Here is a 17,522-nt window from a genome sequence, read left to right on the forward strand (position 1 = left end):
CATTAGCGTCTGCTTCTACTAGTCTGACGCATGCCGTTCCCCGTCCCCCGCTCTCTCCTGCCCTGTTGGCTCCGCCACTATCCGCGCCCCGCCCTGGCGGATGACCTTGTCGCCGGCCTCATCGTCGCCGTGCTCGCCCTGCCGCAAAGTCTCGCCTATGCCCTGCTCGCCGGCCTGCCGCCACAGGCAGGGCTGTACGTCAGCATCCTGCCGGCTTTCGCCTACGCCTGGGTGGGTAGTTCGATGGTGCAGGCCGTCGGTCCGGTGGCCATTACCTCGATCATGACGCTGACCGTCCTGGCCCCCCTTGCCGCGCCGCAATCACCGGAATACGTAGCGCTCGCCGCCAGCCTGTCGTTGCTCACCGGCGCGCTGCTGGTCCTCGCCAGCCTGCTCCGCCTCGGCTTTCTCGCCCAGCTGCTGAGCCGCCCCGTCACGCAAGGCTTCCTGACTGGTTCGGCAATCCTGATCGTCATCAGCCAGGCCCACCATGTCTTCGGTATCGCGCATCTCGCCGACCTGCCGGCCTTCCTGCGCGATCTGGCGGCCGGCCGGCTGTCCCCGACAGCCCAGCTTGGCATCGCCTGCCTGCTGGCCATGGCCGCCAACCGCCATCTGCTTGGCCGGCTATTGCAACGCTTCGGTTTCCCTGCGCGCCGTGCCGCCTTCGTCGTCCGCCTGATGCCGCTGCTCATCGTTGGCCTGGCGACGCTGGCCGTTATCCAAGGCAATCTGGCCAGCCGGGGCATCACCATCGTCGGCAGTATCGAGAGCGGCCTGCCGCCCCTGCAGTGGATCTGGCCAGAAGAAGCGAAGCTCGGCCATCTCGCGCTACCGGCGCTGATCATGGCCCTGGTCGGCATGGTGCAAAACATCGCCATGGCGCAGGCACTGGCCATCCAGCGCCGCGAGCGGGTCAGCGCCAATCGCGAAATCCTCGGCCTCGGTGTCGCCAACCTAGTGGCCGCCGTGCATGGCGGCATGCCGGTGGGCGGCGGCGTATCGCGCACTGTGCTCAATGTCTCGGCCGGCGCCCGCACGCCGCTGGCCAGCATGGTCACGGCGGCCGCCATGGCCGCCATCGTTCTGGCTGCCGCACCGGCCTTCGCCAGCCTGCCGCTTGCCGCGCTGGGCGCAACGATCATGGTTGCCGCGTTTTCGATGATCGACTTCCGGTCGCTGCGCACTGCCTGGGCCTATGACCGGATCGATGCCGCTTCTTGGCTGGGTACGGCCGGCGGCGTGCTTTTCCTCGGGCTGGAGCAAGGTATTGCGATCGGCATCGCCCTGTCGCTGATTGCGCTCATCGTCCGGGCCAGCACGCCGCATATCGCCCGCCTCGGCCGCCTGCCGGGCAGCGAGCATTTCCGCAACGTTGAACGGTACGCCGTCGACACCCTGCCGCAGGCCCTCTTCCTGCGGATCGACGAAAGCCTCTTCTTCGGCAACCTGGCCGCTGTCGAAACCCGGCTGGGCAGCGAACTGCTGCAATCGCCGCAGATGCGCCATGTCGTGCTGGTGATGAGCGCGATCAACCGTGTCGATACGACGGCGATGGAAACCCTCTGCGACATCAACCGCAACCTGGCCGAACAAGGCATCGCGCTGCATCTTGCCGAAATCAAGGGGCCGGTGCAAGACCGCCTGAAACGCTCGCCGCTCTGGCCGGCCTTGAAGGGCCGGGTTTTCCTCTCGGCCAACGAGGCATTCGAGGCGCTGCGCTAGACCGCGCTACGCCAAAACAGCCGGCGCAACAACCCGGCCAGGCGGAACAGCACATAGCCGGCGATCAACATGAAGACGGCCAGCAACCCGAGGAAAACGAGCGGTGACGCCAACATCGCCCATAGCCCGCCAAGCACCATGCCCTCTTCGGAGAACGATGCCAGCCAGTTCGAAAACGGTTCGGGCGACGCATTGATCGCCAACCGGCTTCCGGCCTTGGCAAAGTGGGTACCGGCCGTGATCGTGCCGCCGAGCAACCCGGCGGCAAGCCCCCAGGCCGGATCGATCTCACCCAGGGCGAAGGCGGCCAGTAGTGCGCCGGCCGGGATGCGGATGAAGGTCTGGAAACTGTCCCAAAGCGAATCGAAGGCGGGAATCTTGTCGGCCACCAGTTCGGCCAGCGCCATCAGCCCGGCCACCCCGATAACCAGCGGGTGCTGCAGCACCGCCAGTGTCGCCGGCAGTTGCAGGTAGCCGAAGTAGCTCAACATGCCGGCCAGGAACACCACCAGGTACAGGCGCAGGCCACTCGCCCAGGCCAGCCCGGCGGCGAGGGCGATCGTCTGGATCAGATCCATTACTTCTTGCCGGCCTTGCGATCCAGTTCGCGCAGGTGGTCCAGCTTCTGCCCAATCTGCCCCTCCAGGCCGCGCGGTGTCGGTGCGTACCAATGCGGCTCGGCCATGTCCTCCGGCAGATAGGACTCGCCGGCCGCATAAGCTTCCGGCTCGTCATGCGCGTAGCGATAGGCCTTGCCGTAGCCGAGCTCCTTCATCAGCTTGGTCGGCGCGTTGCGCAGGTGCACCGGCACCGGCCGCGAACCGTCCTGCTTCACGAAAGCGCGGGCCGCATTGTAGGCCATGTAGCCGGCGTTTGATTTGGCTGCGACGGCCAGGTAGATCACCGCCTGTGCCAAGGCCAGCTCGCCTTCCGGGCTACCCAGGCGCTCGTAGGTTTCCGCCGCATCGTTGGCGATTTGCATGGCGCGCGGATCAGCCAGGCCGATATCCTCCCAGGCCATGCGGATGATGCGCCGGGCCAGGTAGCGCGGGTCGGCCCCACCATCCAGCATGCGGCAGAACCAGTACAAGGCACCATCCGGGTTGGAACCGCGCACCGACTTGTGCAGGGCGGAAATCTGGTCATAGAAGGCATCGCCACCCTTGTCGAAGCGGCGCAGATTCTGCGCCATGGTTGCCTCGATGAAGGCGCCATCAACCGCCGCAAGCTTGGCCGTATGGGCGGCGTTCCGCACCTGTTCAAGCAAGTTGAGCAAGCGCCGCGCATCGCCATCAGCCAGACCGATCAACCGCGCCCGGGCGTCGCCATCGAAGGCGAGATCCGCCAGTGCCCTTTCCCCCGCCCGATCGAACAAAGCACCCATCTCGGCCTCATCAAGCGACTTCAGGACATAAACGGAAGCTCGCGAAAGCAGCGCCGAATTGACTTCGAACGAAGGGTTCTCGGTCGTCGCACCGATGAAGGTGAACAACCCGCTCTCCACATAAGGCAGAAAACCGTCCTGCTGCGCCTTGTTGAAACGGTGGATTTCATCAACGAAGAGAATGGTCCGCTTACCCTGCGCCCGCCACAACTCGGCCTGCGCCACCGCCTCGCGCACCTCCTTGATGCCGGAGAACACCGCAGAAAGGGCAATGAACTCGCAATTGAACTGCGTCGCCATCATCCGCGCCAAGGTCGTCTTGCCAACCCCTGGCGGCCCCCACAGGATCATCGAATGCGGCTGTCCGGACTCGAAAGCCAGGCGCAAAGGCTTGCCCGGCCCCAGGAGGTGCTGCTGACCGATCACCTCATCCGGCGCTTGCGGCCGTAACTGCTCGGCGAGTGGTGCATGCGCTGCACTGGCATGGCTACCCGTCAATGTTGAGAAGTTCTGAGAAAACAAATCACTCAAGGACACGCCCCGCTTAACAACTGAAAGTTGCCATTATCGGTCCGACCGATAGCGTCAGGACACTTTCCTCTGACTCGCAGAATATTTGGTAACAGATCCAAACAACTTGCAAGCCAGGCAAAAAAAATCGCAGCCCGGATGGGCTGCGATTTTTTGAAGTGGCTTGGAATTAAGGGTTAAGACTTCTTGCTCTTGCGGGACAAACCAAGCCCCAGGAGGCCAAGGCCCAAGAGGGCAACAGAGGCAGGTTCCGGAACTGCAAAGCGGATACTGCCATCAAGGGTCGACTGGCGAATCAGAGTTCCTTCAGAAGTCTGCCAAAGCTGATTAGGTGTCGGCAACGGGGGATTCACGTTTGTGTCGACCACCCAAGAGAGCGTATTCCCGGTCGGATTGGCGAGCCACAGTTCATAGAACGACTTACCCGAAGCTGCATCAACGAACAGATTCTGGATAAACGAATCACCCGCTGCATCATCAGTCCCGTTACCATCGAAGTCGAAGGTGATGAAGCCGAACACATTCAGATTGGTCAGTTGTGTATCGGAATTCGTCACTTTAAGCCGCAGAACCTGTTTGGCAGCCCCACCGTCCTGATAGAAGACATTGAAGTACCCGTCGTTGTACTGGATGTTCGTACCGGTGCTAACACCCTTCAGTTCATACTGATAAGTCAGGCCCCAGGTACCACCGGTACCGTACGGAAGCGATTCGCCGTCATTGAAACCGTTTTTATCGGTCACAGAGGGAACGTTATTGAGGGCATTGACGTTCAGATTATCGGGATTGCTTGGATATAAGAATTCCTGTGAACCACCACTCAACGTCGGATGACTTCCAGCGGAGAAGCCGTAAAAGTTCATAACAGACGCGATATTGGTGTCGATCACTTCAGTCCCTGCAACAGCAGGATTGCCAAGATAAATCGAGGTAGCCAACGTCCCGGTGTAACCCAGTTCGTTAATGGCGCTGGTACTGGTACTGCCGTTGGATCCAAAGTCCACACCGTTGTTGATCATGAAGAGAGAAGCCGAGGCGGGGGATGCCATCGCTCCGCAGATCATCAATGCTGCTAAAGTTTTCTTGAACATGATTTCCTCCGTTATTTTCCGGGAGCCGATGGCTCGCTCGGAATTCATTAAGCACCTAGCGTGCCAGCCTAAAAACCAACCCAACAAAAACAGATCAACATCATGTTTTTAATGGAGTTTTAGGTAAACAAAAATTATCAAGGCACTCAATAAAACCAAGGAAGAGAAAGCCAATGTAAGCATTTCCGACACCGCCGACGAGACAAATTTCATGATGCTGTGATCTCTGAAACGATACAGCCCGTAATCGTAGTAGAGTGTTCCCCATAACGAATCCAATTGCATCGCGCATGACAACCACGCTCGCCCTGGCCCTCTTGAGCATCTTCCGGCAACTGCGTCGTTCGATGACCGCAGTCTTGGCGATTGCCTTCGGCATCATGGCGCTACTCCTGGCCAGCGGTTTCATTGAATGGAATTTGCGCTATGGCCGCGAGTCGACCATTCATTCCGAACTTGGCCACATTCGGCTTTTCAAACCCGGTTTTTTGCAGTCCGGCCTGGCTGATCCGTACGGCTACCTTCTCGATTCCGACGCGATGCGCGACGAGAAGATCCAGCAGTTGCCGCATGTCGAACTGCTGACGCCCCGCCTTTCGTTCAATGGATTGGCCAGCCACGAGGAATCGACGATCTCGTTTATCGGTGAAGGCGTCGACCCGACTCGTGAGGAGCGTTTGAGCCGATCGCTCACGATCGTTTCAGGCAAAGGGCTTTCGGCTGACCATCCGAAAGGAATCATCGTCGGCCAGGGGCTCGCGGCGAACCTGGGGGTTGCTCCGGGCGACACCATGGTATTGATGGTGAACAGCGCCACCGGTGGCGTGAATGCAGTCGAAGTAACCATTCTCGGACTCTTTGCGACGATCACCAAAGCCTACGACGACGCCGCATTGCGCGTTCCCATCTCTGTCGCCCGGCAGCTCCTGCGGGTCAGCGGTTCGCACACCTACGCCATCCTGCTCGACAAAACGGAAAGTACGCCCGCCATCCTGAGTGAGTTGCAGCGGCAGTTTCCGGGGCATGACCTGGAATTTGTCCCCTGGTACGAGATGGCGGATTTCTACAACAAGACCGCTGAACTCTTTGCGCGTCAGGTCAATGTCGTACGCCTGATCATCGCTGCCATCATTGTTCTCAGCATTTCGAATACGCTGATGATGAACGTCATGGAACGAACGGGTGAAATCGGCACCGTCATGGCCATCGGCGTCAAACGCCGCGAAGTGTTGCTCCAGTTTCTTGCCGAAGGCCTGATACTGGGCGTTATCGGGGGGATTCTCGGCCTTGTTCTGGCCTACATGCTGGGCTCGCTGATCTCTGCCATCGGCATCCCCATGCCCGCCCCGCCCGGCATGTCGTTTGGCTACACAGCAGAAATCCTGATCACCTTGCCCATGATGACTGAAGCTTTCCTGTTGGCTGCCAGCACGACGCTGCTTGCCAGCATCATCCCGGCGATCAAGGCCTCGCGGATGGAAATCGTCAACGCGCTGCGTCACAATCGTTAGCCGACTATGGTCAAACTCGCCTTCCGCAACATTTTCCGGCAACGCGTCAGAACCGCCATTACGCTTGCGGCGATTACGTTTGGTGTTGCCGGGCTCATTCTGGCAGGTGGTTTCGTCCGGGATATTTTCTTTCAGTTGGGCGAGGCCTTGATCCACTCCCAGTCCGGCCATTTGCAGATCGTGAAGAGTGGTTTCTTCACCTATGGTTCGCGGTCGCCGGAAAAATTCCTGATCGCGGCACCTCAGCTCCTGAAGCAGGAGGTAGCGCAACTACCGGAGGTCCAGGAGGTACTGGAGCGTGTCAGCTTTTCAGGGCTGCTGAATAACGGGAAAACGGACTGGCCGATCATTGCGGACGGTATAGAGCCCGATGGCGAAGCACGTCTCGGCAGCTTCATCCAGATTGTGGAGGGTCGCCAGCTCTCTCAGCGGGACGCATTCGGCATTGCTGTCGGGCAGGGTGTTGCCAAAGCCCTCGGCCTCAAAACAGGAGACAAGGTCTTTCTACTGGCCAACACGCCGGAGGGGGCGCTGAATACCCTGGAGCTGGACGTTGTCGGCATCTTCCAAAGCTTTTCGAAGGATTACGACGCGCGCTACATCCGTCTTCCCTTGGCGGCTGCTCAGGAGCTTCTCAACTCGAATGGAATCAACCGCCTGGTGATCTCCCTGAAGTCCACAGCAGAGACAGCCACGGTCGCCAGAAAACTCGACGGCATGCTCAAATCCGGCGAATTCGAGAGCCGCACCTGGATTCAACTGAATGATTTTTACGAGAAAACCGTGGCGCTATATGAACAGCAGTTCGGTTTCCTCCAGTTCATCATTCTGATCATGGTGCTTTTGAGCGTGGCCAACAGCGTCAGCATGAGCATTTTCGAGCGCACGGGCGAATTTGGCACGCTTCTGGCGACCGGCAGCCGCCCGGCAGACGTGATCCGACTGCTCATGACGGAAAGCGCCTTGCTCGGCTTGATTGGCGCACTGCTCGGTGTTGCATTCGGTGTTACGGCAGGCGTGCTGATTTCTCATGTCGGCATCCCGATGCCGCCGCCCCCCAATGCCAACATCGGCTACCTTGCCACGATTCAATTGGTGCCCATCGATATTGCCCGGTCGTTTGCCATCGGTTTCCTGGCAACCACGCTGGCCTGTATTTGGCCGGGAATTCGTGTCGTCAAGCTGCCAATCATCGATGCACTGAGACAAAACCAGATCTGAAACCAGATGCCGGCCTCACCCTGGGTCATCCACAACAAATCAGGAGCGGGAGTTCATCATGCGCAAATTTGATTACGACGCCGCATTCTCCAGAAATATCGGTTGGGTAACTGAACAGGAGCAGGAGCGCCTGAAAAATTGCCGGGTGGCCATTGGTGGCCTCGGCGGTGTCGGCGGTGTCCACCTGTTGACTTTGGCGCGACTGGGCATCGGAAAATTTAGTGTCGCCGATTTTGACACCTTCGACTTTGTCAATTTCAACCGCCAAGTGGGCGCAACGATGAGTTCGCTCGACCGCCCCAAGCTCGACGTTCTCCGGGCGATGGCCCTGGATGTCAATCCGGAACTCGACATGCGGCTGTTCCCCGAAGGCATCACCGACGAGAATCTGGATCAGTTCCTCGAAGGGGTGGACGTCTATGTCGATGGCCTCGATTTTTTTGCCTTTCACGTGCGACGCCAGACATTCGCCGCCTGCCGGGCGAAAGGTATTCCTGTCGTCACGGCAGCCCCATTGGGTTTTGGCACTGCCGTCCTGGTCTTCAGCCCGACTGGCATGTCTGCCGAAGATTATTTCGGTTTCGAGGGCTGCGACGAACTCGAGATGGCGATTCGATTCCTCATCGGGTTATCACCCGCCGTTCTGCAGCGCGGCTATGTTGCCGACATGAGCCGCATCAGCCTGCCGGAGCGCCGTGGCCCTTCCTCGATTGCATCGTGCCAGTTATGTGCCGGCGTCGCGGCTGTCGAAACGCTGAAACTGCTGCTTGGCCGGGGCGATGTTCGCTCCGCCCCATGGGGAAGCCAGTTCGACGCTTACCGGATGAAATACGTTCGTACCTGGCGCCCCTGGGGATTCAGGAACCCGTTGCAGCGCCTGATGCGCTTCCTTGTCCGGCAGCAACTCAGGAAAACCACCCCCGCCGCTGCCCCACGCCGAGGGCAATCAAGCTGTTCGCTTTCGTGAAATACTTCTGGGCCAAGCTTTCCGCTGCGCAGTATTCTGGCATCGTTTCCATTATCATTATGCCCGCTGCTTAGCCTTGACCCCGATTGCGACTTAACCAAGGAAATGATCATGAACCGTTTCTTCAACCGGCAGACCTCCATGACGAAGTGGCTTCTGGTCGCCGTCACCCTGATGCTGGGAGCCTGTGCCTCCCACCCGAACGCGCCGATGAATGCGGCAACGGCTGACTACAGCTACAAGATTGGCCCCGGCGATACGCTCAATATCGTCGTCTGGCGCAACCCCGAGCTTTCAATGAGCGTTCCGGTGCGCCCGGATGGAAAAATCTCCTCCCCGCTGATCGACGACCTGCAGGCCATGGGTAAGGATTCGACCTCCCTGGCCCGCGACATCGAGAAGGAGCTGGCCAAGTTCATCCGTGATCCGGTCGTCACCGTCATCGTCACCGGCTTCGTCGGACCGTACAGCGAGCAAATCCGCGTCATCGGACAGGCAACCAAACCGCAGATTCTCGCCTACAAGCAGAAAATGACAATCCTCGACGTGATGATCGCGGTCGGTGGCATCACCGACTTCGCCGATGGCAACCGGGCCACCATCCTGCGTACCTCCGAAAACAACGCGCAATACCGCGTGCGCCTCAAGGACCTGGTCAAGAACGGCGATGTGACGGCAAACGTCGAGATGAAGCCCGGCGATGTACTCATCATCCCGCAGAGCTGGTTCTGAGTTCATTCTGATCCGAACAATCTGCCCCTGCTCACCCCAGGGGCTTTAATTTTGAGCTTCTAGATGGAAGAAATTCTTCGCCAGGCACTCACCATCCTGCGGGCGACGTGGAAACACCGTCGTCTCGGCATGCTGACCGCATGGATCATCGGTGCAGTGGCCGCCGGGGTGATATTGCGTATTCCCAACCAATACGAAGCATCTGCCCGAATCTATGTCGACACCCAGTCGATCCTGCGCCCGCTGATGTCCGGCCTCGCCGTTCAGCCGAACATCGAGCAGCAGATCATGATGCTCAGCCGCACCCTGATCAGCCGGCCGAATATCGAAAAACTGATCCGGATGGCAGACCTCGACCTCAACATCAAGAGCAAGAGCCAGCAAGAAGCCCTGATCGACGACCTGACCAAGACCCTGAAGATCCAGAGCGTCGGCCGCGACAACCTGTACACCATCGCCTTCCGCGACCCGGACCCCGCCAAGGCGCAACGTGTCGTGCAGGCGCTGGTTTCCATCTTCATCGAATCAAGCCTCGGCGACAAACGCCAGGATACGGACAGTGCGCGCAAATTCATTGAAGAACAGATCAAGAACTATGAAAAGAAACTCGAAGCCGCTGAAAATCGCCTGAAAGACTTCAAGCTGCGCAATATCGAACTGGCTACATCCGAGGGGAAAAGCGGCGTCGATCGCATCAGCGAGCTCAGCGTGCAGTTGAACAACGCCCGCCTGCAACTCCGGGAAGCGGAGCAATCGCGTGACGCGCTACGCCGCCAGATCGCCGGCGAAGAGCCCGTCCTGCTGCCCGACTCCTCGATCGGCGAATCCAGCGTTTCGCTGCCCGAGATCGACGGCCGGATCGACACCCAGAAACGCAACCTCGACACCCTGTTGCAACGCTATACCGAGCAACACCCCGACGTGATCGGCACGCGCCGTCTGATCAAGGATCTGGAAGAACAAAAACGCCAGGAAATCCTGGCACGCAAAAAATATGCAGCTGCCAATCCGGGCGCCTCGGTCAGCAACAACCCGGTCTATCAGCAGTTGAAGGTTTCCCTGGCCGAAGCCGAGGCGAATGCCGCCTCGCTGCGCGCCCGGGTCAGCGAATACGAAGAGCGTTACAAGCGAACGGCCACGCTGATGAAAACCCAGCCACAACTGGAGACCGAACTCGCCCAGCTCAATCGGGACTACGAACTGGACAAGCGCAATTACGAGCAGCTCGTCGCCCGCCGCGATTCGGCCGAACTGACCGTCGACCTCGACACAGCCGGCTCCATGGCCGACTTCCGCCTGATCGACCCGCCACGCGCCTCCAACACACCGGTTGCTCCCAACCGCCTGATGCTGCTGCCCCTGGGCCTGCTCCTTGCCATCGCCGGCGGCTTGTTCGTGGCTTTTGCGGCCAGCCAGATTCGCCCTGTCTTCTTCGACAGTAAAACGCTGCGCGACGCGATCGATCTGCCGGTGATCGGCTCGGTATCGCTGATTCCCAACGAAGCACGAAAGCTAAAGGAAAAATCCAGCCTCCGCCGCTTCCTGATCGCGCTGGCCGGACTGGTACTCGCCTATACAACTGGAATTGGCGCACTGGTTTTCATCGCGCAACGTGCCAACTGAGATCGATAGATGAGCCTCATAGAACAAGCTGCCAAGCGCCTCGAGCAACTTCGTCAAGCCGGCGTCGAACTCCCCCCCGACGACAAGCCGGTGCCACCGGCACCGAAGCATCCCCCGGTCGATACCGCTCGCCCACCTCTTAGCCCTCCCGGCTTTACCGACAAGCTCCCCGCGGACACGGCGACAGCCGATCGCGTGAGCAAGCCGACGAGCAAATCGGTCACGATCAATCTCGAGGCGATCGCTGCCTCCAACCTCCTGGTACCCAACGGCGCACGCAGTCAACTGGCCGACGAGTTCCGGGTCATCAAGCGGCCGCTCATCGCCAATGCAATGGGCCGCCATGGCAACGCCATCGCCAACGGCAACCTGATCATGGTGACCAGCGCACTGCCCGGTGAAGGCAAGAGCTTTACCGCGATCAACCTGGCGATCAGCATCGCGATGGAACTCGACAACACCGTGATGCTGGTCGATGCCGACGTCGCCCGCCCCTCAGTGCTCAACATGCTCGGCCTGCCGCCCAGTCATGGCCTGCTGGATGTGCTGGAAGCCAACTCCCTCGACATTTCGGAGGCCCTGTTGCGGACGAACATCGAGAAATTGTCGATCCTGCCGAGCGGTACGCCGCACCCAAGAGCGACCGAACTGCTGGCCAGCGACACGATGAATCGCCTGCTCGACGACATGTCGCGCCGCTACAGCGACCGCATCATCATTTTCGATTCCCCGCCGCTGCTGCTGACGACGGAAGCCAGGGTATTGGCCACCCACATGGGCCAGGTCGTCATGGTCGTCAATGCCGAAAACACGGCGCAGGCTGCCGTCAAGCAGGCTGTCACGACCATTGAATCCTGCCCGCAGAAAATGCTGGTGCTCAATCAGGTCCGCTCGGATAAGACCGACGGCTACGGCTATGGATACGGCTACGGATATGGGCACCAACATGAAACTTGACCGCTTGTTCCCCGCAGCACACCTCGCAGCGATGGTCGCCGCCTACTTATGCGCCCAATCCATTCAGGCGCAGCAGATTTCCGGCTCTGTACTGTCTGAATCGTCCACCGCAACAGGCTCGCAACCGGCGTTTCTCGGTGGAAACAACATGGGCAGTGGTGATGGGCGTGCCTTCATCATCACGCCACGCATCACCCTCGGCGAAACCTGGAGTGACAACGTTCGCCTGAATGCCGGATCGACAGGCAGCAAGGAAAGTGGCTTCATCACCGAGCTGGCGCCGGGGGTCCGCGTCGACGCCCGAACGGCACGCCTGAAAGCCTATTTCGACTATTCGTTGCGCGGCCAGTTCTACTCGACGCCCTCCGGCTACAGCCGGACGCAAAATCAGCTCAACACCTTCGGCACGCTCGAAGCCGTTTCAAACTGGCTTTACGTCGACTTCAGCGGGATCATTGCCCAGCAGGCCATTTCGGCGTTCGGGACACAATCTCCCGGCAGTGCCAACATCAACAACAATACGACAGAAACCTCGACTTATCGCCTGTCGCCCTACATTCGTGGCCAGGTGGCCGGAGTCGCCGAGTATCTGCTGCGTTACAACTACTCGACGACACATGCCAATGCGTCAATCGCGTCCGACGTCGACCTCGCCGAATGGGTCGGTCAGTTGCGCGGCAGCACCCCGTTCCAGAGCTTGCGCTGGGCGCTGGATGCGTCGCAGCAGACCGCCGAGTACAGCTACGGGCGCAAGACCGATTCCGACCGTTTCACGGCATCCGCTACCTATATCGTGGTTCCGCAGTTCCGGGTGACCTTCAGCGGAGGGCAAGAAGCCAACAACTATGCTTCCGTGGACAAGGAAAGCCACACCACCCATGGCTATGGGTTCGACTGGAATCCGACCGAGCGGACGCAGATTTCGGCCTTCCGTGATAAGCGCTTCTTCGGAGACGGGCATCGCTACACCGTCAACCAGCGCTTCCCATTGAGCAGCATCAGCTATTCTGATACCAAGGATGTATCGATATTGCCGAATCAGTTCACCTCCGTCGGTATGGGAACCGTGTTTGATCTTTTCAAGCAGATCTGCAGACAACAGTTGGCCAGCCAACTCCCGGACCCCATTCAGCTCGACATTGCTGCGAACAACTGTGCCAGCGTCTTGAGTGCGGCATCAGGGGTCTCAGCCAGCACGCCGGTTACCAGCAGTTTCCTGAGCTCACGCGCCACCATTCAGCGCCGGCAGCAACTGGCACTGGCTGTCCAAGGCGTACGCAACACGCTGACGATCATGTTCAACCGCAACGAGAGCGACAGCATTCTGGCCAGCGACAGCATTCAGGACGATTTCTACCGGAATAGCGTTAACAGTATCAAGCAGCGCGGCGTCAGCATCAGTCTGGCGCATCAGCTGTCGGGGCTGACCACCGCCAACCTGACCGCATCGCGCCAGGAAAGCACCGGCACCGGGACTACGGCACTCAAGGCGACGACGACGCTCTACCAGGGAGGCATCAGCACGAAGCTGGGCCCCAAGACCACCGGTTCGCTGAACGTTCGTCACTCCAAATTCGACAGTTCGACCAATCCCTATACCGAAAATGCCGTGATCGGCATGCTTTCGGTCCTGTTTTAACGACATGTACGAATCCTTCTTCGGTCTCAAGAGCAAGCCCTTCCAACTCAACCCCGATCCAGCCTTCTACTACAGCAGCAAGCAGCACCGCCGCGCGCAGGCCTACCTTGAATACGGCATGCACCAGAACGAAGGCTTCATCGTCATCACGGGGGAAGTCGGCGCCGGCAAGACGACCATCGTGCGTGGCCTGCTCGAGAGTCTGGACCCGGAAAAGGTCGTCGCCGCCCAACTGGTCAGCACGCAACTGGATGCCGACGATACCCTGCGCCTGGTCGGTGCGGCCTTCGGTTTGCGTACCAAGGATGTCGCCAAGTCGGACGTCCTGATGTCGCTGGAAGCCTTCCTGATCAGCATGGCGACCAAGGGGAAGCGCTGCCTGCTGGTCGTCGATGAAGCACAGAACCTGACGGCCCGGGCCGTCGAGGAACTGCGCATGCTGTCCAATTTCCAGTACGGCAACCAGGCCTTGCTGCAGAGCTTCCTGATCGGCCAGCCGGAATTCCGGCAGATTCTGCAAAGCCCGCACATGATGCAGTTCCGGCAGCGGGTCATCGCAGCCTGCCACATCGGCCCGCTGGATGTCACCGAAACCCAGGGCTACATCCAGCACCGCCTCAAACTGGCCGGGGCAACCGAGCAATCGCCGGCAATTTCGGCCGAGGCCTACGAAGCGATCTTCAAGGCAAGCAGCGGTATTCCCCGCCGCATCAATTCCGTGTGCGACCGCCTGCTGCTTTTCGGCTTCCTGAGCAACCAGAAATCCTTCGACGCCCACGATGTCGATGAAGTGGCCAGGGAAATCTTCGAGGAAACCGTCGGTAGCACCGGGCAGACCATGGCCTCGTCGCCCCTGCTTGAGCAGTTCGACCCTGTCGCGGCCGGCCAGCCGAGGCTCGCCCCTCCCTATGCCCAGGCGCCCCATGAACTGGTCGCCATGCTCAACGCGGAACATGTCGCGGAACGCCTGACCCGCCTGGAAAGAAGCCTGCAGCAACTGGAACACATCAACAGTGCAACGCTCGCCCTGCTCCAGAAGGTCTTCGAATCCGGCGAGCAGATCAAATAATCGATAACAAGGAAACACCCATGCCCCAACTCTGGCCCCAGACCCTTGGCCCGGTCATTTGCGTCGTCGGTGCCCGCCCCAATTTCATGAAAATGGCACCCATCCTGCGTGCCTTTGCTGCCAATACGCCCGCCATTCCGACGCTGCTGGTGCACACCGGCCAGCATTACGACCGGGACATGAGCGACAAGTTGTTCGAAGACCTGCGCCTGCCGCGCCCGGACATCAATCTGGAAGTCGGCTCCGGCAGCCATGCCGTGCAGACGGCCGAGGTCATGCGTCGTTTCGAGCCGGTACTCGACGAACACAAGCCGTCCTGCATCCTGGTCGTCGGTGACGTCAATTCGACCCTGGCCTGCACCTTGGTCGGCGTCAAGAAGGGCATTCCGGTCGTGCACGTTGAGGCCGGCCTGCGCAGTTACGACCGGGCTATGCCAGAAGAGATCAATCGCGTGCTGACCGACCAGGTTGCCGACCTGCTCTACACCACCGAGCGCAGCGCCGCCGACAATCTGGCGCGGGAAGGCATTGCCGGTGACCGTATCCGCTTCGTCGGCAACGTGATGATCGACTCGCTACTGAGCAATCGGGCCGTTGCTCGCCAACCGGCCGATACGCTCAAGGCGGCCGGCATCGATCCCGTCATTCTGGACACCGACCATGGCTATGGCGTGGTGACCATGCATCGCCCTTCCAACGTCGACCATCCGGAAGTCCTGCAATCGCTGCTCGGGGTGCTGCGGGAAATTTCACTTTCACTGCCCCTCGTCTTCGCCCTGCACCCGCGTACCAAGGGCAACATCGAGCGCTTCGGCCTGGAAAGCCTGATCGACCGCGAGCGGATGATCATCCTGCCGCCGCAGGGTTACCTTGAGATGCTCGGCCTGATGGCCGGCGCCCGGATCGTCCTGACCGACTCCGGCGGCCTGCAGGAAGAGACGACTGCCCTCGGCATTCCCTGCCTGACCCTGCGCGAGAACACCGAGCGCCCGATCACGGTCGAGCAGGGTACCAACACGATGGTCGGCCGCGATGTCGAAGCAATCCGCCATCATGCCGCAGAAACCCTGGCCGGGCGCAGCAAGAGCGGACGCACGCCTGAACTGTGGGACGGCCATGCCGCCGAACGCATCGCCGCCGATCTGGCTGCCTGGCTCATGGCCCGCCAAAGCTGATCCGGAGCGGCAAGCCATGACCGTCAAGGCCACGCGCAACGCGCTCACCATCGACGTCGAGGATTACTTCCAGGTATCCGCCTTCGCCCCGCACATTCCGCGCTCGGAGTGGCCGATCCGCGAGTGCCGCGTCGAGCGGAACGTGGCGAGCATTCTCGCCATGCTGGACGATCACGACACCAAGGCCACCTTCTTCACCCTCGGCTGGATCGCCGAGCGCTACCCGGGCGTGGTCCGCGAAATTGTCGCCAATGGCCACGAACTGGCCAGCCACGGCTATGGCCACGAACGGGCCAGCGACCAGACGCCGGACAGCTTCTACGCCGACATCAATGTCGCCAAGCTGCTGCTCGAAGATCTCTCCGGCTGCGAGGTGAAAGGCTACCGCGCCCCAAGTTTCTCGATCGGCGAGCGGAACCTGTGGGCCTTCGAGTGCCTGGAGCGGGCCGGCTATCACTATAGTTCCAGCATCTACCCCATCCAGCATGACCACTACGGCATGCCGAGCGCGCCGCGCCATGCCCATCCCATCGGCAACCTGCTCGAAATACCCGCCACCACGCTGCGCTTCTTCAACCGCAACTGGCCGGCCAGCGGTGGCGGCTATTTCCGCCTGATGCCCTATGGCCTGTCGCGCTGGATGATCGAGCGCATCAACCGCGTCGACAACATGCCGGCTGTCTTCTACTTCCACCCCTGGGAAGTCGATATCGAGCAACCGCGCATCCCGGGCATCAGTGCCAAGACCCGCTTCCGGCATTACCTGAATATCCATCGCATGGAGAGTCGCCTGCGCCGGCTGCTGGCCGATTTTTCCTGGACGCGCATGGATCGCCTGTTTCTCGATCGGACCTGATTGACCGTGAAGATCAGCCGGCTTTCCCCCTCCGATGTTGCAGGCACCCAGCGCTGGAATGCCTTTGTTCAAGCCTGCCCGGACGCCACCTTCTTTCACCGGGCGGAATGGCAAACGATCATCCAGAACGTTTTCCGCCACCCCACCCACTTCCTGCTGGCGGAAAACCGTGGCGAGATCGAGGGCGTCCTGCCGCTCGCCCACGTCAAGAGCCTGCTTTTCGGCAACGCGCTCGTTGCGCTTCCCTTCGCCGTTTATGGTGGCGTCGCGGCGACTACGCCGGATGCCGTCGCCGCACTGGAAGCAGCGGCACAGGATCTGGCCCAGCAACTCGGCGTCGACCATCTCGAATTCCGCAACCTGTCGCCGCGCCACGCCGATTGGCCGACGCAGGATTTGTACGTCACCTTCCGCAAGGCAATCCTGCCCGATGTCGAGGCCAACATGCTGGCCATCCCCCGCAAGCAGCGGGCGATGGTCCGCAAGGGGATCAACAACGGCCTGCTCAGCCAGAACGATCCGACCAGCGATCGTTTCTTCGCGTTGTTTGCCGACAACGTCCATCGCCACGGTACCCCAGCCCTGTCGAAGCGCTATTTCGACACCCTGCTGCGCGTCTTCGGCAATGACTGCCGGATCCTGACGGTCACCAGCCCGGATGGCACCCCGCTGAGCAGCGTCCTGTCCTTTTATTTCCGCGACGAGGTGCTGCCCTACTATGCCGGTGATGACGAAGCGGCCCGCCAGTTCGCCGCCAACGATTTCAAGTACTGGGAACTGATGCGGCAAAGCTGCGAGCAGGGGTTGAAGCTTTTCGACTACGGCCGCAGCAAGGTCGGCACCGGCCCCTACGCCTTCAAAAAGAACTGGGGTTTCGAAGCGCAGCCCCTGCACTACGAATACTGCCTGTACAAGCGGGACAGCATTCCGCAAAACAACCCGTCCAACGCCAAGTACAAGCTATTCATCGAGGCTTGGCGCCGCATGCCGATCCAGCTGGCGAACCTGATCGGCCCGCACATCGTCCGGAACCTGGGCTAA

15 protein-coding genes are annotated in these 17,522 nt (G+C 60.2%); 12 read left to right on the top strand and 3 right to left on the bottom strand.

All coding sequences use genetic code 11. The features are described 5' to 3' along the window. Positions 1 to 30 precede the first annotated feature (30 nt). A complete protein-coding gene (locus K420_RS0115710) occupies positions 31 to 1,725 on the top strand; it encodes a SulP family inorganic anion transporter (RefSeq protein ID WP_027458884.1) in 1,695 nt (564 codons plus the stop codon). On the opposite strand, the gene K420_RS0115715 is transcribed toward K420_RS0115710, so the two are convergent. The 3 genes from K420_RS0115715 to K420_RS0115725 form a co-directional block, all read right to left on the bottom strand. Beyond that, entirely contained in the window at positions 1,722 to 2,303 is a 582-nt protein-coding gene (locus K420_RS0115715) for a DUF4126 domain-containing protein (protein ID WP_051453190.1), read from the bottom strand. The genes K420_RS0115710 and K420_RS0115715 overlap by 4 nt on opposite strands. Then, the gene (locus K420_RS0115720; protein WP_269746438.1) at positions 2,303 to 3,631 is read right to left on the bottom strand and encodes a replication-associated recombination protein A; all 1,329 of its coding nucleotides are present in this window, start codon (positions 3,629 to 3,631) and stop codon (positions 2,303 to 2,305) included. The genes K420_RS0115715 and K420_RS0115720 overlap by 1 nt, the downstream gene beginning before the upstream one ends. A 185-nt stretch (positions 3,632 to 3,816) precedes the next feature. Continuing rightward, positions 3,817 to 4,731, bottom strand: coding sequence for a PEP-CTERM sorting domain-containing protein (locus K420_RS0115725; RefSeq protein ID WP_157275127.1), 915 nt, complete (start codon positions 4,729 to 4,731; stop codon positions 3,817 to 3,819). Between the two features lie 290 nt (positions 4,732 to 5,021). On the opposite strand from K420_RS0115725, the gene K420_RS0115730 reads away from it, so the two are divergent. From K420_RS0115730 to K420_RS0115780, 11 genes are all read left to right on the top strand, one after another. Next, positions 5,022 to 6,242 (top strand): ABC transporter permease, encoded by a 1,221-nt coding sequence (locus K420_RS0115730; protein ID WP_027458888.1) that lies wholly within the window; start codon positions 5,022 to 5,024, stop codon positions 6,240 to 6,242. Between the two features lie 6 nt (positions 6,243 to 6,248). Further along, on the top strand, positions 6,249 to 7,463 hold the full coding sequence (locus tag K420_RS0115735) for an ABC transporter permease (protein ID WP_027458889.1): 1,215 nt from the start codon (positions 6,249 to 6,251) through the stop codon (positions 7,461 to 7,463). A 58-nt stretch (positions 7,464 to 7,521) separates the two neighbouring features. After that, positions 7,522 to 8,430, top strand: coding sequence for a ThiF family adenylyltransferase (locus K420_RS0115740; protein WP_027458890.1), 909 nt, complete (start codon positions 7,522 to 7,524; stop codon positions 8,428 to 8,430). A gap of 141 nt (positions 8,431 to 8,571) precedes the next feature. Then, a complete protein-coding gene (locus K420_RS0115745; protein WP_027458891.1) occupies positions 8,572 to 9,162 on the top strand; it encodes an XrtA/PEP-CTERM system exopolysaccharide export protein in 591 nt (196 codons plus the stop codon). Positions 9,163 to 9,225: 63 nt separating this feature from the next. Further along, entirely contained in the window at positions 9,226 to 10,785 is a 1,560-nt protein-coding gene (locus K420_RS0115750; RefSeq protein WP_027458892.1) for an XrtA system polysaccharide chain length determinant, read from the top strand. 9 nt (positions 10,786 to 10,794) lie between these two features. Then, positions 10,795 to 11,742 (top strand): XrtA-associated tyrosine autokinase, encoded by a 948-nt coding sequence (locus tag K420_RS0115755; protein ID WP_027458893.1) that lies wholly within the window; start codon positions 10,795 to 10,797, stop codon positions 11,740 to 11,742. Next, entirely contained in the window at positions 11,732 to 13,381 is a 1,650-nt protein-coding gene (locus K420_RS0115760; protein WP_157275128.1) for a TIGR03016 family PEP-CTERM system-associated outer membrane protein, read from the top strand. Before K420_RS0115755 ends, K420_RS0115760 begins: the two co-directional genes overlap by 11 nt. A 4-nt stretch (positions 13,382 to 13,385) precedes the next feature. After that, positions 13,386 to 14,450 (top strand): XrtA/PEP-CTERM system-associated ATPase, encoded by a 1,065-nt coding sequence (locus K420_RS0115765; protein ID WP_027458895.1) that lies wholly within the window; start codon positions 13,386 to 13,388, stop codon positions 14,448 to 14,450. Positions 14,451 to 14,470: 20 nt separating this feature from the next. Further along, positions 14,471 to 15,625 carry a non-hydrolyzing UDP-N-acetylglucosamine 2-epimerase gene (wecB, locus tag K420_RS0115770; protein ID WP_027458896.1) on the top strand — a complete coding sequence of 385 codons (1,155 nt, stop codon included), beginning with the start codon at positions 14,471 to 14,473 and terminating at the stop codon, positions 15,623 to 15,625. A 16-nt stretch (positions 15,626 to 15,641) separates the two neighbouring features. Next, on the top strand, positions 15,642 to 16,481 hold the full coding sequence (locus tag K420_RS0115775) for an XrtA system polysaccharide deacetylase (RefSeq protein ID WP_027458897.1): 840 nt from the start codon (positions 15,642 to 15,644) through the stop codon (positions 16,479 to 16,481). Beyond that, a complete protein-coding gene (locus K420_RS0115780; protein WP_027458898.1) occupies positions 16,482 to 17,522 on the top strand; it encodes a FemAB family XrtA/PEP-CTERM system-associated protein in 1,041 nt (346 codons plus the stop codon).

Origin of the sequence: Dechloromonas agitata is5 (assembly GCF_000519045.1) — a bacterium.
In the GTDB taxonomy this organism is placed as follows: Bacteria; Pseudomonadota; Gammaproteobacteria; order Burkholderiales; family Rhodocyclaceae; genus Azonexus; species Azonexus agitatus.